The organism is Empedobacter sedimenti, from assembly GCF_030005555.1.
Classification (GTDB): domain Bacteria; phylum Bacteroidota; class Bacteroidia; order Flavobacteriales; family Weeksellaceae; genus Empedobacter; species Empedobacter sedimenti.
Genome location: NZ_JASCQG010000002.1, coordinates 59322 through 75892 on the forward strand (window position 1 = coordinate 59322; position 16571 = coordinate 75892).

General features: G+C 31.5%; 16 protein-coding genes and 1 pseudogene. 12 read left to right on the top strand and 5 right to left on the bottom strand.

The features are described 5' to 3' along the window. Nucleotides 1-144 precede the first annotated feature (144 nt). The 6 genes from QHG34_RS02545 to QHG34_RS02570 all read left to right on the top strand — a co-directional run bounded on the left by QHG34_RS02545 (nucleotide 145) and on the right by QHG34_RS02570 (nucleotide 6621). Complete coding sequence (locus QHG34_RS02545; protein WP_282628577.1) at nucleotides 145-456, top strand: uroporphyrinogen-III C-methyltransferase; 312 nt, start codon at nucleotides 145-147, stop codon at nucleotides 454-456. 152 nt (nucleotides 457-608) lie between these two features. Continuing rightward, nucleotides 609-1040, top strand: a complete 432-nt coding sequence (locus QHG34_RS02550) for a flavodoxin domain-containing protein (protein WP_282628579.1) — start codon at nucleotides 609-611, stop codon at nucleotides 1038-1040. A gap of 18 nt (nucleotides 1041-1058) precedes the next feature. Continuing rightward, on the top strand, nucleotides 1059-2711 hold the full coding sequence (locus QHG34_RS02555; RefSeq protein WP_282628580.1) for an NADPH-dependent assimilatory sulfite reductase hemoprotein subunit: 1653 nt from the start codon (nucleotides 1059-1061) through the stop codon (nucleotides 2709-2711). Between the two features lie 18 nt (nucleotides 2712-2729). Then, nucleotides 2730-4172 (top strand): TSUP family transporter, encoded by a 1443-nt coding sequence (locus tag QHG34_RS02560; RefSeq protein WP_282628581.1) that lies wholly within the window; start codon nucleotides 2730-2732, stop codon nucleotides 4170-4172. An 89-nt stretch (nucleotides 4173-4261) separates the two neighbouring features. Next, a complete protein-coding gene (locus QHG34_RS02565) occupies nucleotides 4262-5950 on the top strand; it encodes a tetratricopeptide repeat-containing sensor histidine kinase (RefSeq protein ID WP_282628582.1) in 1689 nt (562 codons plus the stop codon). Between the two features lie 5 nt (nucleotides 5951-5955). Continuing rightward, nucleotides 5956-6621 carry a response regulator gene (locus QHG34_RS02570; RefSeq protein WP_282628583.1) on the top strand — a complete coding sequence of 222 codons (666 nt, stop codon included), beginning with the start codon at nucleotides 5956-5958 and terminating at the stop codon, nucleotides 6619-6621. Between the two features lie 9 nt (nucleotides 6622-6630). Here QHG34_RS02570 and QHG34_RS02575 read toward each other — a convergent pair. Together QHG34_RS02575 and QHG34_RS02580 are read right to left on the bottom strand one after the other, a co-directional pair. Next, nucleotides 6631-7529, bottom strand: a pseudogene (locus QHG34_RS02575) (LysR family transcriptional regulator). A gap of 17 nt (nucleotides 7530-7546) precedes the next feature. Further along, the gene (locus tag QHG34_RS02580) at nucleotides 7547-7948 is read right to left on the bottom strand and encodes a hypothetical protein (protein WP_282628584.1); all 402 of its coding nucleotides are present in this window, start codon (nucleotides 7946-7948) and stop codon (nucleotides 7547-7549) included. A 72-nt stretch (nucleotides 7949-8020) separates the two neighbouring features. Here QHG34_RS02580 and QHG34_RS02585 point away from each other — a divergent pair, with 72 nt between their 5' ends. Then, a complete protein-coding gene (locus QHG34_RS02585; protein WP_282628586.1) occupies nucleotides 8021-8635 on the top strand; it encodes an NAD(P)H-dependent oxidoreductase in 615 nt (204 codons plus the stop codon). Between the two features lie 48 nt (nucleotides 8636-8683). On the opposite strand, the gene QHG34_RS02590 is transcribed toward QHG34_RS02585, so the two are convergent. The 3 genes from QHG34_RS02590 to QHG34_RS02600 all read right to left on the bottom strand — a co-directional run bounded on the left by QHG34_RS02590 (nucleotide 8684) and on the right by QHG34_RS02600 (nucleotide 10164). Next, nucleotides 8684-9340 (bottom strand): SCO family protein, encoded by a 657-nt coding sequence (locus tag QHG34_RS02590; protein WP_282628587.1) that lies wholly within the window; start codon nucleotides 9338-9340, stop codon nucleotides 8684-8686. After that, the gene (locus QHG34_RS02595; RefSeq protein ID WP_282628588.1) at nucleotides 9333-9629 is read right to left on the bottom strand and encodes a YHS domain-containing protein; all 297 of its coding nucleotides are present in this window, start codon (nucleotides 9627-9629) and stop codon (nucleotides 9333-9335) included. The genes QHG34_RS02590 and QHG34_RS02595 overlap by 8 nt, the downstream gene beginning before the upstream one ends. A gap of 169 nt (nucleotides 9630-9798) precedes the next feature. Further along, on the bottom strand, nucleotides 9799-10164 hold the full coding sequence (locus QHG34_RS02600; RefSeq protein ID WP_282628589.1) for a hypothetical protein: 366 nt from the start codon (nucleotides 10162-10164) through the stop codon (nucleotides 9799-9801). 150 nt (nucleotides 10165-10314) lie between these two features. Here QHG34_RS02600 and ppk2 (QHG34_RS02605) point away from each other — a divergent pair, with 150 nt between their 5' ends. The 5 genes from ppk2 (QHG34_RS02605) to QHG34_RS02625 all read left to right on the top strand — a co-directional run bounded on the left by ppk2 (QHG34_RS02605) (nucleotide 10315) and on the right by QHG34_RS02625 (nucleotide 16567). Then, nucleotides 10315-11166 (top strand): polyphosphate kinase 2, encoded by an 852-nt coding sequence (ppk2, locus tag QHG34_RS02605; protein WP_282628590.1) that lies wholly within the window; start codon nucleotides 10315-10317, stop codon nucleotides 11164-11166. A 17-nt stretch (nucleotides 11167-11183) separates the two neighbouring features. Next, entirely contained in the window at nucleotides 11184-11972 is a 789-nt protein-coding gene (gene ppk2 / locus QHG34_RS02610; protein WP_282628846.1) for a polyphosphate kinase 2, read from the top strand. Nucleotides 11973-12019: 47 nt separating this feature from the next. Continuing rightward, complete coding sequence (gene ppk2, locus QHG34_RS02615) at nucleotides 12020-12823, top strand: polyphosphate kinase 2 (protein WP_282628591.1); 804 nt, start codon at nucleotides 12020-12022, stop codon at nucleotides 12821-12823. A gap of 115 nt (nucleotides 12824-12938) precedes the next feature. Further along, on the top strand, nucleotides 12939-13289 hold the full coding sequence (gene rplS / locus QHG34_RS02620) for a 50S ribosomal protein L19 (protein WP_019975296.1): 351 nt from the start codon (nucleotides 12939-12941) through the stop codon (nucleotides 13287-13289). Nucleotides 13290-13615: 326 nt separating this feature from the next. After that, nucleotides 13616-16567, top strand: coding sequence for a SusC/RagA family TonB-linked outer membrane protein (locus QHG34_RS02625; protein ID WP_282628592.1), 2952 nt, complete (start codon nucleotides 13616-13618; stop codon nucleotides 16565-16567). Nucleotides 16568-16571 lie beyond the last annotated feature (4 nt).

The following is a 16571-nucleotide window of genomic DNA, read 5'->3' on the forward strand; positions in this document are numbered from 1 at the left end:
ATATTATCTTCAAAAACCTTATTCTCGATACAAAATTCTTACAGAATTCCACTCGAATTGACGGTTTCATTGATAAAATTATCTAAAATATAAAAGTTTCAAAACATCAACTCAATCTTATCAATCAACTAATTTATTACAAACATGCAAACAACAATAGGAAAAGTAATTTTAGCGGGAGCTGGTCCTGGAGATCCAGAATTGGTGACGCTCAAAGCATTAAATTATATCAAAAAAGCGGATGTTATTTTGACAGATCGCTTGGTTTCTCCAGTGTTAATCGACGAATATGCGTCTAAAAATGCATTGATAATTTATGTCGGAAAACAATGTTCGAAAGGAATTCATACGCCTCAAAAAGACATCAACGATTTGATGATTGAGTTTGCAATGCAAGGAAAATTAGTACTTCGATTTCATCATCGAACGAAGCGCATGATAATGAAATTCACTTAACAGTTAGTCTGAATACTTTTTCAGTTTCAGATCAACAAAAAACTGGATTATGTTCTCAGTTTTTAGCAGATTTTGAGCAAGATAAATCCATAGAATTTTACATTCACAAGAATAAAAACTTCAAACTTCCAGATGAAAATCAAGCGGTGATTATGATTGGTCCAGGAACGGGAATTGCACCTTTTCGTAGTTTTTTGACACATCGAGATGCAATTGGAGCGGAAGGTAAAAACTGGTTGTTTTTTGGTGAGCAACACTTTGTTTCGGATTTCTATTATCAAACTGAAATTCAGGAATGGCTTTCGACAGGAGTTTTGAGCAAATTAGATACCGCTTTTTCGAGAGATCAAAAGCATAAAATTTATGTACAAGATCGAGTGAAAGAGCATGGAAAAGAACTTTATAATTGGTTAAACGATGGTGCGTATTTGTATGTCTGCGGACAAAAAGACGGAATGAGTACAGATGTAGAAAGTGCTTTGATCGAATTAATTGCAAAAGAATCGAATCAAGATGAGGTTTCAGCGAAAAATTTTCTAGAACAATTAGAAGAAGAAGGTCGCTACCAAAAAGATGTTTACTAATTAACCAACAACTAAAAAATGAGTACAGAAAAACAATCTCCTATAGAAGGAATTAAAATAAAAAGTGACGGACTTCGTGGTACGTTAAAAGAAAGTATAGAGCTGGATAATCACACCGGAAATGTGCGTACAGACGACGAGGCTTTGGTGAAATTTCACGGAATGTATGTGCAAGATGATCGTGATAGACGTGAAGAACGCGCAGAAAAAAAACTGGACAAATTGTATTCATTTATGATTCGTTTGCGTATTCCGGGAGGAATTATTGACGCTGATAAGTGGTTGGCAATTCACGAAACTTCTGAACAATACGGAACAGGCGTTTTGAAAATTACAACGCGTCAAACTATTCAATTACATGGAATTTTGAAACACCAATTGCGTCCAACTTTACAATCGTTTGACCAAGCAAAGTTAGATTCTATCGCGGCTTGTGGCGATGTAAACCGAAATGTAATTGCGAGTTCGCATCCGTTGGTTTCACCTATTCACGCTCAAATTCATGCGTATGCAGATAAATTATCAAAACATTTGTTGCCTAAAACGCAAGCGTATTATGAGATTTTTGTGGATAATGAAAAGATTTATGAGCGCGAAACTGAGAAAGATGATTTGTACGAAGACCGTTATTTACCTCGAAAATTTAAAATTGCAATCGCTATTCCACCAACCAATGATGTAGATGTTTTTGCAAATGATTTGGGTTTGATTGCGATTATCGAAAATAATGAATTGAAAGGATTCAATATCGCTGTTGGTGGAGGTTTGTCTACAACACACGGAAATCCAAATACATATTCGCGTTTAGCAACCGAAATTGGCTTTGTTGATTCTGAAGAAAAAGTGTTGAAATTGGCTTATGAAGTGTTGACAATTCAGCGCGATTTTGGGAATCGTGGCGATCGAAAATTAGCGCGATTAAAGTATACAGTTGATAAATTAACGGTTGATGGTTTCAAGTCTGAATTAGAAAAACGTGTAGGATTTAAATTAGAACCTTTTCAACCATACCAATTTACTGAACGTTCGGATATTTATGATTGGAGACAAGTAAATAACGGAACATGGTATTACACTTTATTTGTAGAGAATGGAGTTGTTCAGCCTAATCAGAAAGCATTTTTACATGAATTGGCTTTATTAAATATCAATAATTTCATTTTTACAGCGAATCAAAATTTATTATTAGGTGAAATTTCGACTGAAGATAAAGTGAAAGTTGAACAGCTTTTAGAAAAATATTCTATTCACAAAGATATTAGTGAGCTTCGAAAAAATTCGATGGCGTGTGTGGCTTTACCAACTTGTCCATTAGCTTTGGCAGAAGCGCAGCGTTATTTACCCGAATTAGTAACTAAAATAGAGCCTTTGCTAGAAAAACATCAATTGCAGAATGATGATATCTCGATTCGTATGACGGGTTGTCCAAATGGTTGCGGTCGTTCGTATGTTTCGGAGATTGGTTTTGTAGGAACTTCTGCTGGACATTATAATTTGATGTTGGGAGGTGATCGATATGGTGTTCGTTTGAATAAAATTTATAAAGAAAAAGTCAATGAAACAGAGATTTTGAACGAATTAGACCAGGTTTTCGAAAGTTATACAAAAGAAAAAATTGACAATGAAACATTCGGAGATTTCACTTATCGAAAATATTTTTCAATTAATTAGTCAAATTGCTTTAATCAAATGAAAAATAATTTATTTCCGATATTTTTAAAAACAGAACATTTGCGCTTCCTGATTGTTGGCGGAGGAAATGTTGGATTAGAAAAGGTTTCGACACTAATCAAACAAAATCCTTCGGTTAATTTGAAAGTTGTAGCAAAAGAATTTACACAAGAATTGAAAGATATTTTTTTGAAGTATCCATCAATTAAACACGAAACTCATGCATTCGAGACAAGTGATTTGGAAGATGTGGATTTGGTGATTGTTGCGACTGACAACAAAGAGACTTCGCAGGAAGTGAAACAAAAAGCAAATGCAAAAGGAATTTTGGTAAATGCGGCTGATCAACCAGATTTGTGCGATTTTTATTTAGGCTCAATTGTGAATAAAGGACATCTTAAAATTGCGATTTCTACAAATGGACAATCTCCTGTAATGGCAAAACGTTTGAGAGAATATTTTTCTGATGTTATTCCAGATTCAATTGATGAAAACATTGAAAGTTTAAATAAAATAAGAAACAATCATAAGGGAGATTTTAGTCAAAAATTAAGCGATTTAAATGAATTAACCTCTTCATTCGAAGGGAAAAAATCGACAAAAAAATACAAACGTTTAGTAACAGAAATTACACTAATTTTCTTTGCATTGTTCTTGGGTTATGCGTTGTCATCTTTTGTAAGTTTTTCGGAAGCGAAAGACTTTGTTGTTCATATTCCTAATGTTTTTTACATTATGTTGGCTGTTGGTTTTTTTGCGCAAATGGTCGACGGAGCTGTTGGTTTGGGATATGGTGTAACGTGTTCTACAAGTATGATGTTGTTTGGTGTAAACTTGCCTTCGATAAGTGGAAGTATTCATACAGCCGAAATGTTTTCGAGCGGGATTAGTGGTTTTTCACATTATAGATTTGGAAACGTAAACAAAAAATTACTACTAGCTTTGGCTATTCCTGGCGTTATTGGTGCAGTTTCAGGATCATTATTATTGGTTTATTTAGGAAATAAATATGAAACCATTACGTACGGAATCTTGGCTTCGTATACATTAATCATTGGAATTCGATTAATCATTTTAGCATTCAGAAAAAAAATTGAACGCAAAAAAGTAAAACGAGTTGGATACTTAGGATTTGCTGGAGGATTTTTAGACGCTTTTGGTGGTGGAGGTTGGGGACCAGTTGTGACATCAACTTTATTAGCAAAAGGAAAAAAATCAAACTTAGTAGTGGGAACAGTTAGTTTAGCAGAGTTTTTCGTAACGCTTTCTGCATCCTTAACATTTTTTGCAGCTTTAGGTGTAAGTCACGGATTTATTATTGCAGGTTTAATTATTGGAGGAGCTTTAGCAGCGCCAATTGCAGCAAAATTAGCAGGTAAAATTCCTCAAAAAGTTGCCATTTTGGCTGTAGCCTTTTTAGTAATCACATTTAGTGTTCGTATTCTTTTTAAAATTTTCTAAATTTTACATATCATTTCTAACAACAAAAACACTCTTCATCTTGTATGTAGGGTGTTTTTTCTTTAGCTTTATTGAGTAAATACAATGATTTGAGAAAAATTTTATTTTTTGGTATTATACTTTTAATAGCTTCATGTCAACAATCTAAAAATAAAGAGATTGAACAAAATAATTTTGATGATAAAGCATATGATGTCGCATGGGATTTTTATGAGAAGCAAGAAGATGATAGTGCTTATTATTATTTTAATAAAGCTTATTCTGAATTTATTAAACAGAACAATAAACATCAAGCCGCAAAATGTTTGATAAATATGGCTTATATAAGTCATTATAAAGGAGATTGGTTTGGTAGTCAGGAATTAAATATAGAGGGAATTAAATTATTAAATCCTCAAATAAAAGGTGAAAAAGAAACTTTTTCCAGTGCTTGTACAAGTTTAGGTCAAACACAACATGAATTAGGAATTTATAAAGAAGCCATAAATTATTATAAAAAAGCAATAGAATATTCTACAGAAAAAGATGTTTATATTATCAATCAAAATAATATTGCAAATAGTTATCGTTATGATAAGCAGTATGATGAAGCGATAAAGATTTATCAAGAATTATTAAAAGATAAGAATACAATTGAAAATCCAAAAGAATATGCGCGAATTACTGATAATTTAGCATATACCAAATGGTTAAAAGACAATAAATCGAATGTTGTAAATGAATTAAATAAAGCGTTAAATATTCGATTAAAGGAAAATGATTTGTGGGGACAAAATGCAAGTTATGCGCATTTAACAGATTATTTTTCAAATTTGGATCATAAAAAAGCATTAGAGTATGCTTATAAAAGAAAAGAAATTGCTTTTGAAAATAAGAGTGTAGATGATAAATTAGAAGTTTACCAACAACTTATTTTATTAGAAAATTCTACAAATGCAAAACAATATTTCGAAGACTACCAAAAGCTAAATGATAGTATTCAGTTAGAACGTAACAGAGCGAAAAATCAATTTGCGCTGGTGCGTTATGATTCGGAGAAAAATCGTGCAGATTTTTTGAAAGCCGAAGCAGAAAACGAAAAGAAGAAAAATGATATTTTAAAACTTTATATTCTAATCGGTTTATTGTGTTTTGGACTGATTGGTCTTTACGTTTGGTACAAACGTAGAAAGCAAAAACTTGAAGAACAAAAACGTTTAGAAGTTAAGAACACAGAACTTAAATATTCTAAAAAAGTACACGATAAAGTGGCAAACGGAATTTATCATGTGATGTCAGATATCGAGAATAAATCAGAGTTTAATCGTGATGAAATTTTAGATAAATTGGAAGCCGTTTATGAAATTTCGCGCGACATTTCTTATGATAGAATTGATGAAAATCAACAAGAAAATTTTGCAGAAAAACTATCTCAATTATTAGGTTCTTATGATTCGGAAGAGGTTGAAATCTTTTTGATTGGAAACGAGAAAGAAATATGGGAGAACGTTGGTGCGATTTCTAAAACAGAAGTTTTATTGGTGATGCAAGAGTTGTTGACAAACATGAAAAAACATAGCGAAGCTTCGCGAGTTATTCTAAATTTTAAACAAGAAAATCAACAAATTTTCATTAATTATTCTGACAACGGAATCGGAATTTCTGATCTGAAACCTAAAAATGGTTTGCAAAATACGGTTTCACGTATTTCCAATCTAAACGGAGATATTATTTTTGAAACTGAAAATGTAAAAGGTTTAAAAATTAAGATCAATTTTCCTATTCAACAACCTAAATAAAAAGTATGTTTAAAAAAGTATTAATTGCAGAAGATTTTGAAAGTTTTAATATTTCGATTCAGAAGGTTTTAAAAGATTTACAAGTTGAGAATCCTGATTATGCTTTTTATTGTGATGATGCATTTTTGAAAGTAAAAAAAGCATTGAACGAGGATCAACCTTATGATTTATTGATTTCTGATTTGTCTTTTGAAGAAGATCACCGCGATCAAAATTTGAAAAGCGGACGAGATTTAATCGAAGCTGTAAAATCGATTCAGCCAAATTTGAAAGTGATTGTTTTTTCGGTAGAAAAGAAGGCAGATATGGTAGATAATCTTTTCAAAGAGTATCATATTGACGGCTTTGTTGCGAAAGGAAGAGAGGATTCGAAAGAGTTGAAAAAAGCGATACAAACTGTTTTTGCGGGCGGAATGCATTTGGAATTGGATATGAAACGTAGTATCAAGCAAAAAAATACGTATGAAATTACTTCGTATGACGTTACGATAGTTTCGCTACTTTCGAATGGAATTTTGCTAAAAGATATTCCAAGTCATTTAAAACAAAATAATGTCAGACCAGCCAGTCAAAGTAGTGTAGAAAAGCGATTGGGCTCATTAAAAGAGTCTTTACAAATTACAAGTAATCATCAATTGGTTGCGTTTTTCAAAGATTTGGGAAGTATTTAACCCAAATCTTTACACCATTTTATTGACGAAAATTTGTTGTACTTGCTCAATTTCTTTTTCATAAATCGTGTTTTTTCGTGATCCAAAATAAAGTGTATTTTCCAACGGTTTCTCACCACGCCAAACCAATTGTATTTTACCAGAATTTAGCGCTTCTTGACATAAAAAATCAGGAACAATAGAGAATCCATTTCCATCACTCAAACAACGAATAATCGAACTAATATTTGGAACAATGTAATTAGGTTTAAAATCAGGATGTTCATTAAAATTTTCCATCCAAAAATGTTTCAAATGCTCCATGTCTGCAGCTGTGCTATACCAGAGATTATTTTTTAATTCATTTTTTAAAGCTTGATAATCTTTATTGTTTAAATCTTTTTGGACAGAAGTTAAATCTGTATTGTTTCCAGCAATCAAAACAATTCTTTCTTTTGAAAAAGGATGATAACAAAGGTTTTTGTGAGTACTTTTTTGTGGAGTTATAACCATATCTAATAAACCGTTATCCAAATCGTGATGCATTAGTTTATAATCTCCAAATTTGATAATTAAGTTGAAATCTAGATCTGAAACATGTTCTTCTAATGTATATTGAAAAGTCTCAAAACACATTCCGATACTGATTGTTGCACGATCTTTTTCTGCACGTTTATGAAAATGTTGCTCCGCAGATTCTAATTTCTGAATTGGTTCTAAAATAAAATTATATAGAATTTTTCCTTTTTCAGTCGGTACCATTTTTCGTGCTGATCGATCAATAATTTGTATCCTGTATAGGCTTCCAATGAGTTGAGATGTAAGCTAACGCCTGGTTGTGAAATAAATAATTGTTGTGCTGCGGCAGATAATGTTCCCGTTTCGTATATTGCTTTAAACGTTCTGAACCATTCAAGATTTGATTGCATAATTTCGATAGTTAATTTTAGTTATATGGTAAATCGTCCGGATTTACATTTATATAATCTGGTTGAGGTAATTTGGCAAGGCGATACGCTTTTATCGTTTTCAAATCCAATAAATTTGCTTTTACAACACGATGCATTCCGTCTATCAATTTTCCATCAGGACAAAGGATTATCGGGTATGATAAATCTGCTTCATTCACCAATTTTATATGTTCTGTAATAGATTTACAGGTAGGAGAATCCCCTTCTTCGTTGTACCAATAGGTCTCTTCAAACTCTTTTATTTTGCTTAAATCAATGTTTTCGATCTTTAATTCCTTAGTTAGAGAAATTAGATTGTCTACATCCCAAGCATATAATTTATTATCAATTGTTCTAAAATGATATTGTTTTCTTATTGTATAATAATTATAATACAAATGTATAATTTAAATTATTTTAATAATAGAAAAACATGTCGGAATTTTGTCTCATCAAAAAAGAAAATTACAATGAAAAATGTTTTTATAATAAATGGAGGTCTTAAATATGCGCATTCAGGCGGAAAGTTAAACCATTCTATTACAAATTGGTCGGAAGACGTTTTGAATGATTTAGGATTGAATATCCGTATAACGGACATTAACAACGAATTTGACCCAAAGAAAGAAGTAAAAAATTATAAATGGGCAGATTTGATTATTTATCATGTGCCAATTTGGTGGTTTCAAGTCCCTTTTCGTCTAAAATTCTATATTGATGATGTTTTTACAGCCGGACACAACAATGGAATGTATGCAAGTGACGGACGTTCGCATAAAAATCCTGCAATTAATTACGGAAAAGGAGGATTGATGCATGGAAAGAAATATATGGTAACAAGTTCTTGGAATGCTCCAGAAGAAGCTTTTACGTTAGAAGGAGAGTTTTTTGAGCAAAAATCTGTTGATCAAGGTGTTTTGTTTGGATTTCATAAAATGAATGAATTTACGGGAATGACAAGACTGAATAGTTTTCATTTTCATGATATCGAAAAAAATGCAACGCCAGAACGTATTCAAGCGTATGAAACGGAATACAAATCATTCTTAAAAGCTGAGGTAGAGCAAGAACTAATAACGATTTAGAAGCTATTATAAAAAATGAAACCCTCCATTTTAGGAGGGTTTTAAGTTTTATTCTGCAAGAAGTTTTTTGATATCTTCTTTTAAAAATTCTATTTCAGGATGATATTTTCCAGCTAAAGAAGGATCTTTACCTTCCGGATCTTTGTAGTTTAGCCCCGAATAAAACAACATCGGAACACCCATTTTATCATATCTACTTCTGATATTTCCTTGTTTATCAACCAAAGCAAGTTTTCCGCTATGATTCAATCCTTCGGCAGTTGTCTCATCTTTTCCAACATAAATATTGAATTTGTCAGATAATTGCTCAATTGTTTCCCGGTCTGATGTTAGATGATGCCAATTCGGCGATTTAACACCTATTTGTTTTGCGTATTCTAACAAACGCGTTGGTGTATCACGTTTTGGATCTATTGTAACTGAGATAAAACCAAGATTTGGATTGTTAATTTCATCTTCTATCGAACGCAAATTATTACTCATAACTGGACAAATTGTTGGACAACTTGTAAAGAAAAACTCTACAACGTAGACTTTTCCTAACATATCACGATTTGTAATCGTTTGATTATTTTGGTTTGTCATCGAAAATTCGGGAACTTTCATAACGGAGTATAATTCGTCTTTTGGTTTGTTTTTTAACCAAATAACCGTTCCAATAACACCCAAAATAATCACAATTACGGCTATTAATTGTTTATTCATGAATATGTTTTTCTGGATTTTTTAGAAATTCCTCTTTACACATTGTCGAACAAAAACCATACGTTTTTCCGTTGTAAGTAGCTGTATCACTTAAATGATCCGCAGTTTTCATTCCACAAATAGGATCAAATTCATTTACAACAGCAACATCCAATTTTGTAGCAGCTTTCATCTCTTCATGAGAAACATGTTTTACTTCAAAATTCTCTTGTTTTGGTTGTTCTTTGTCGCAAGAAAATAAAGCAAATCCTAATAATGTTAATGCGAATATGTTTTTTAAGTTTTTCATTTTAAATTGTTTATTTATTTTTAATTAAATTAAAATTCGTCAATTCGAGTGATTTTTAGAAATATTATTTCGATAAACTAAGTACAAGTATTTCTAAAAATTGTATCGAGAATTAAGATTAATTCTATTCGAATTGAAGGTTTTATTCATCGAAATCTAGAAATAAAAACTAAACAATTGGAGGATGAAAAATTGAAATTTTAATTTGATTTGTATTAGAAGCTAAATATGAATCAAACGTAACGGATGTTGTATCATCGATATTAGTTTGATTAGAAATGAATTGTTTTTTAGGAACAATTGCATCTAATATTTTTACTTGGTTTTTGACAAAACGATTCTCCTTTTGATTTTTCTCTGTTTTGTTTACCTCTTTTTTCAAATAACAAAAACCGTTACAAAGAATTTCAGGTTCAGAGCGGTTTTCACAAAGCTCATCTACAATTTTTTCGTAATTTAGAGCATAATCAATCATTGGCATTAATGGTCGAAATGCAATTGTTAGTAAAACTGTTATGAAAAAAAAGAATCTCAAGAGATATAATTATTCTACAAAATTACTGAAATAGATTGATGTAGAGTATGATAAAGTTTATGATTTTGAATTGAAGTTTTATCAATAATTTCACTTTTATGTATCTGAAAAGGTTTATCTTCAAAAACGATTTACTATCTAAAATTATTTATGAAAAATACGAAGATTTCAGATTTTACAACCGCAGAAGAACTGAGGAATTTTTTAGTTGAGCATCAACATAAAAATCCATTATATAAAAATGTTTTAAAAAAGTTTGATTACGAAAACGAGTTATTCAAACTACAATCAGAGCTAGTGAATCTCCAAAATTGGATTTCGACAGAAAAGAAAAAAGTTGCAATTATTTTTGAAGGAAGAGATGCATCAGGGAAAGGTGGTACAATTCGTCGTTTTCGCGAACACTTAAATCCGCGTTCTATGCGTGTTGTAGCTTTAAATAAACCAACTGAAGTGGAACAAAATCAGTGGTATTTTAATCGCTACATCAAAGAGTTACCAAATGCTGGCGAAATTGTTTTTTTTGATAGGAGTTGGTATAACAGGGCTGTTGTAGAGCCGGTTATGGGATTTTGTACCGAGCAACAATATGAGCAGTTTATGGTACAAGTTTCTGAATTTGAACATATGTTATACGAATCTGGAACATATATTATTAAATTATGGTTCTCGGTTACAAAAGAAGAACAACAAGCACGTTTTGATTCGAGGCTGAATAATCCATTAAAACAATGGAAATATAGTCCAGTTGATGCAAAAGGACAGGAACTTTGGGACGAATTTTCGCATTATATCAACCAAATGTTTACGAGAACTCACAACTCTTTTGCTCCATGGATTATTGTAAATGCAAATGATAAAAATTGTGCGCGGTTAGAGTCAATACGATATGTTTTATCCTTGTTTAGTTATGAAGGAAAAGTTGATTCTGAAACAGATTTAATGGTAGATCCAAACATCATTCAACGTTATTATAGAATGGTAAAAGAAATAAATCATTAATTTTAAGTAACTTGACAATAGAATTAAAACCGAAAGATTTAAAATTAATCGAAACGAAGAAAGGTTTAATTAGCCTTTTACAATCAGATCATGGGAATTTAAATTTTGCGAAAGCTTTGCGTACTGTGAAATACGAGAAACGTATTGAAGAATTACAAGAAGAGTTAATTAAATTACAATCTTGGATAAACGAAACAAATCAGAAAGTTGTTGTATTATTTGAAGGACGTGATGCTGCAGGAAAAGGTGGTGCTATTCGTAGAATTGTAGAGCATCTAAATCCTCGAGAGCATCGTATCGTTGCATTACCAGAGCCTAATGAGGTTGAGCGTGGACAATGGTACTTTCAGCGCTATGTTCGTCAATTACCTCGTGCTGGTGAAATTGTTTTTTTTGATAGAAGTTGGTACAATAGAGCTGTTGTAGAACCTGTAAATGGTTTTTGTACAGAAGAAGAATACGAAACTTTTATGAATGAAGTAAATGATGTTGAGAAAATGTGGATCAATTCGGGCATTTTTCTGATCAAAATTTATTTCTCGATTACAAAAGAGCAACAAGCAAAGCGTTTTGCAGATATTATAAATTCTCCAACAAAACGATGGAAGTATAGCTCTGTTGATCAAAAAGCGCAAGATTTGTTTGAGGTTTATTCTAAATATAAAGATGTAATGTTTGAGAAAACGAATACAGAAATATCTCCTTGGAAAGTAATTGATGCAAACAAAAAATACAAAGCAAGAGTGGAAGCGATGGAATATATTTTATCTAGAATACCATATGTTGACAAAGATAAATGTGTTTAAGAACATCAAAATTTAGAAGAAGAAAATTAATTATCAAACCTAAAATTATGGCTGAATTTGATTTAAGCGATTTAGAAAAAATAAATAGCAAGCAAGAAATTATCGATTTTTTGGTCGATCATGATATAATTAAGGAAAAGAAGTTTAAAGAACAACTTGCTTACGAAAAGGAGTTAAAAGAACTTCAAGAAAAATTGTTAGAGTTACAATCAACAATTATTCAGGAGAATAAACGAGTATTAATTATTTTCGAAGGTCGTGACGCTGCAGGAAAAGGAGGAACTATTTCAAGAGTAACTCAATTTTTGAACCCAAAGAAATATAGAGTAGAAGCTTTACCCAAACCAACAGAAGTAGAACAAGGACAATGGTATTTTCAACGCTATTTTAAAGAGTTGCCTAATGCTGGAGAAATTGTTTTCTTTGATCGTTCTTGGTATAATAGAGCTGTTGTAGAGCCTGTTTTCGGGTTTTGTACTGAAGAGCAATATGCAAAATTCATTAAACAAGTTGTAGAAGTTGAACAACTTTTGCAAGATGATGGTATTATTTTGATAAAATTGTTTCTTTCGATTTCCAAAGAAGAACAAGCTGATCGTCTGGAAGAGCGTAAAGAAGATGAAATGAAGCAATGGAAATTGGGATCTTTGGATCAAAAAGCGCAAGAGCTGTGGGATGTTTATACGACTTATATTGATAAAATGTATGAGCAAACTGGAACTGAAAGTTCACCTTGGATAGAAGTTATAACAGATGATAAACAAGATGCACGAATTTTAGCAATGAAATCCATCGTATCAAAATTGGAAAATACAACTTTTGAGCATGAGTTTGTAAAAAAACATTCTTAAAAGTAAGAGAATCATTTGTATAATCAAGATTTTTGATTAATTTTGCTCCCACATTGTTCAACCTCTGACGAAAGACGTTTAAGTTGCTCAATTTAAATAAATTGAAATTATTAAAATGGAAAATTTAGTAAAATACGTACAAGAAAAATACGTAGCTAAAAAAGAGTTCCCAGCTTTCGCAGCAGGTGATACTATTACTGTTTATCAAGAAATTACAGAGGGTGGAAAAACTCGTGTTCAGTTTTTTAAAGGGGTTGTAATCCAAAGAAGAGGACAAGGAACTACAGAAACTTTCACAATCCGTAAAATGTCTGGAGATGTTGGTGTTGAGCGTATCTTCCCAGTTAACATGCCAGCTTTACAAAAAATTGAAGTGAACAAGAAAGGTAAAGTTCGTAGAGCACGTATTTTCTACTTTAGAGCATTACGTGGTAAAAAAGCTCGTATCAAAGACGCAGCTTACTAAGAAGTACTTTTTTAGAAAAAATAAAAATCCGTTCGATTATTCGAGCGGATTTTTTTGTTTTTTATGACATTTGTTTTGTTTTTTCTTTAAAAAGTTAACGATTTATTAATAAATATTAACTTAATTATTAAGTAAAGACTTATTTTGACCATTTTTGTATCCTAGTTTATAGTTGTTTTATAGTTAAAAATACTTAATAAGTATATGTATGTAAATTTTTTTCTATTATTAAGTTAAAAAAAAGAAATATTTTCTTATCGAAAAAAACAAGTCTGTTTTATAGAATGTTTTTAATACTTTTATTTTAACAAAATTTAACATAAGAGATGAGAAAGAAAAAATTAAGTATTCTTGGTTTATTTTTTTTATTTGGTTCTTTAGCTTATGCTCAAACTACTGGAATTGTAACAGATTCTGATGGTTTTCCTGAAGCAGATGTTGAAGTAAAAATAAAAGGATCTGATAAAACAGCTTTTACAAATGAGGATGGAAACTTTACAATTGATGCAAAAATTGGTGATGTTTTATTAATCAAAGGGAAAGAGATTACAGTAACTTCTGAAACTTTAGGTGATTTATCAAGTTATTTTAAAGCAAAGAATGATTCGATTGATTTAACTACTGCTGTTGTAACAGGATATTCTACGCAACGTAAAGAAGAGGTGACTGCTGCGGTAAGTGTTGTAAACGCTAAAGATTTGGTAGATAGTAAGTCTCCAAACATTACAAACTTATTACAAGGTAAAGTTGCAGGTCTAAGAATTACAAGTAGTTCTGGACAACCAGGTTCTACTGCTTCATTAAGATTAAGAGGAAAAACAAGTATTTCTTCTGGTACTGCTGCTTTATGGGTAGTTGATGGAGTGATTTATCATGGTACACCTAATATTAATCCAAATGATGTTGAAACAATTTCTGTATTAAAAGATGCAGCTGCTACAGCACAATACGGATCTCGTGGAGCAAATGGAGTTATTGTAGTGACGACTAAAAGAGCGAGAGGAAATGGATTAGTGATTAATGCAGATTATTCTACAAGTTATAATCGTTTTAATTCTGGAAAGTTTGAAGTAATGAGTGGAAGTGAATTATACACTTTATTTCAAAATATGAAAGGCGCTCCAGTATTACCTCCTTCATTAGCTACAACAAATTATGACTGGGTAAAGAATGGAACTAAAACTGGAATTGTACAAGACGCTAATTTAAGCATAAACTCTAATTCGGAATCTACAAAACTATTCTCTTCTATTGGTTATTATAATGAAGAAGGAACTGTAAAAGGTTATGAATATGAGAGATTATCTGCCCGAATTAATCTTGATCAAAAATTGTCTGATCGTTTATCATTCAAACCAAAGTTAAATGCAACGTATACAACGCGTGATAATAGAGAGCATTCTTTGTATAATATGTATATGAATATGCCATGGGATAATCCGTTTTTACCGAATGGTAAACCTGTTAATCCACGTGAAGATGAAGATAATAAAGTAATTGATAAATGGTATGGAAGAGATTATTCTAACTACTATTATGATTTACAAACAAATTATAGTAAAAGTGAGAACTTTGATATTCAAGCTAATTTAGATTTTGCTTGGAAAATCTCTAATTCATTAACGTTTGAATCTACAAATAACGTACAATATTATACAACAACAGGTTTATCATATACAGACCCTAATTCTATTTCGGGGATGTCTACTAATCCAAAAGGATCTATTTACCAAAGTTCTGATAAACGTGTGATTAGATTATTTAATCAAATGTTACGTTATAATAAAAAAATAGGATTACATAGTTTAGCAGGATATGTGGCTTATGAATATAGTGATTATAAATATGAAAGTTTGGATGGTACAAGAAGAGGAATTTTACCAGGTTCTGAAATCTTGAATAATGGAGCTTTAACTATTTCAGCAAATGGAGGGAAGAATGATTATGCCTACCAAGCAGGTTTAGCTCAATTTAACTATGGTTATGATAATCGTTATAATTTTCAAGCTTCTTACCGTCTAGATGGGTCATCTCGTTTTGGGAAAAATAACAAATATGCTCATTTTTATGCATTTAGTGCAGGTTGGAATATTAACAATGAGGCTTTCTTAAAAGATTCTAAAGTTATTTCTAATCTTAAATTAAGAGCTTCTTATGGGGTTGTTGGTAATGCTGGTGGTGATGATGGAAACTACTACAGACAATATTCGCTATACGGATTATCAGGTCAATATGATGGACAACCAGCAGTTACGCAAGGTCAATATAATAACCCTAATGTATCTTGGGAAGAAACAAAGGATTCAAATATTGGTTTAGAATTAGGATTATTCAATCGTATTAACATGTCATTAGATGTTTATGATAAAAATACAGATAGATTATTACATTTCGTAACATTCCCTAATACATCAGGTTGGTCAGGATATTGGGATAACGTTGGTAAAGTAAACAATAAAGGAATTGAGTTTTCTATTAATGCAGATATCTTACCAAAATCAAGCGAAGTACAGTGGAATGTATCTTTCAATATTGCAAAGAACAAGAATGTTGTTAAAGATTTATACAACGATACAACAATCAATGCTGATGGAATTGCAGAAGGTAGTTTAAAACGTGTTGCAGAAGGTCATGATATTGACTCTTGGTATATGCGTAAATGGGCTGGTGTTGATGCATCAAACGGTAAACCATTGTGGGAAAGAGTTGATCCGAAAACAGGTGAAATTACACAAGTATCAAATTACAATAGTGCAACATTACAATTTATTGGTAATACAACACCAGATTTTAATGGAGGATTCGCAACATCTGTTTCATACAAAGGATTTACTTTATCTGCAGATTTTGTTTATTCAAAAGGTGGTTTAGCATATAACATTGGACGTAGTTTATTTGATTCTGATGGAGCATATCCGTACTATAACCAAATGAGAATGCAAAGCGGTTGGAAACGTTGGACAGCAGCTGATCCTAATAATGCAACTCATCCAGAGTTAGTCTTCAATAACACTTCAAATGCAAATAAAATTTCGAGCCGTTATTTAGAAGATGCATCTTTCTTGAGAATGAGATCTGTTCGTTTAGGATATAACTTTGATCAAAAAGATATCGAAAGAATCGGATTGAAAGGTTTAGGGCTTTACATTTCGGGTGATAACTTATGGACAGCTACAAAATATACTGGAGCTGATATCGAGGCTGTAATTTCTGGAGACAGAACGAATAACTATCCGAATCCAAAACGTTTTACGTTTGGTGTTAACTTAACATTTTAATAAA

Coding starts and splice junctions, on each gene's coding strand:
- QHG34_RS02545 (WP_282628577.1), top strand. CDS start 145: ATGCAAACAACAATAGGAAAAGTAATTTTAGCGGGAGCTGGTCCTGGA.
- QHG34_RS02550 (WP_282628579.1), top strand. CDS start 609: ATGATTGGTCCAGGAACGGGAATTGCACCTTTTCGTAGTTTTTTGACA.
- QHG34_RS02555 (WP_282628580.1), top strand. CDS start 1,059: ATGAGTACAGAAAAACAATCTCCTATAGAAGGAATTAAAATAAAAAGT.
- QHG34_RS02560 (WP_282628581.1), top strand. CDS start 2,730: ATGAAAAATAATTTATTTCCGATATTTTTAAAAACAGAACATTTGCGC.
- QHG34_RS02570 (WP_282628583.1), top strand. CDS start 5,956: ATGTTTAAAAAAGTATTAATTGCAGAAGATTTTGAAAGTTTTAATATT.
- QHG34_RS02585 (WP_282628586.1), top strand. CDS start 8,021: ATGAAAAATGTTTTTATAATAAATGGAGGTCTTAAATATGCGCATTCA.
- QHG34_RS02590 (WP_282628587.1), bottom strand. CDS start 9,340: ATGAATAAACAATTAATAGCCGTAATTGTGATTATTTTGGGTGTTATT.
- QHG34_RS02595 (WP_282628588.1), bottom strand. CDS start 9,629: ATGAAAAACTTAAAAAACATATTCGCATTAACATTATTAGGATTTGCT.
- ppk2 (WP_282628590.1), top strand. CDS start 10,315: ATGAAAAATACGAAGATTTCAGATTTTACAACCGCAGAAGAACTGAGG.
- ppk2 (WP_282628591.1), top strand. CDS start 12,020: ATGGCTGAATTTGATTTAAGCGATTTAGAAAAAATAAATAGCAAGCAA.
- rplS (WP_019975296.1), top strand. CDS start 12,939: ATGGAAAATTTAGTAAAATACGTACAAGAAAAATACGTAGCTAAAAAA.
- QHG34_RS02625 (WP_282628592.1), top strand. CDS start 13,616: ATGAGAAAGAAAAAATTAAGTATTCTTGGTTTATTTTTTTTATTTGGT.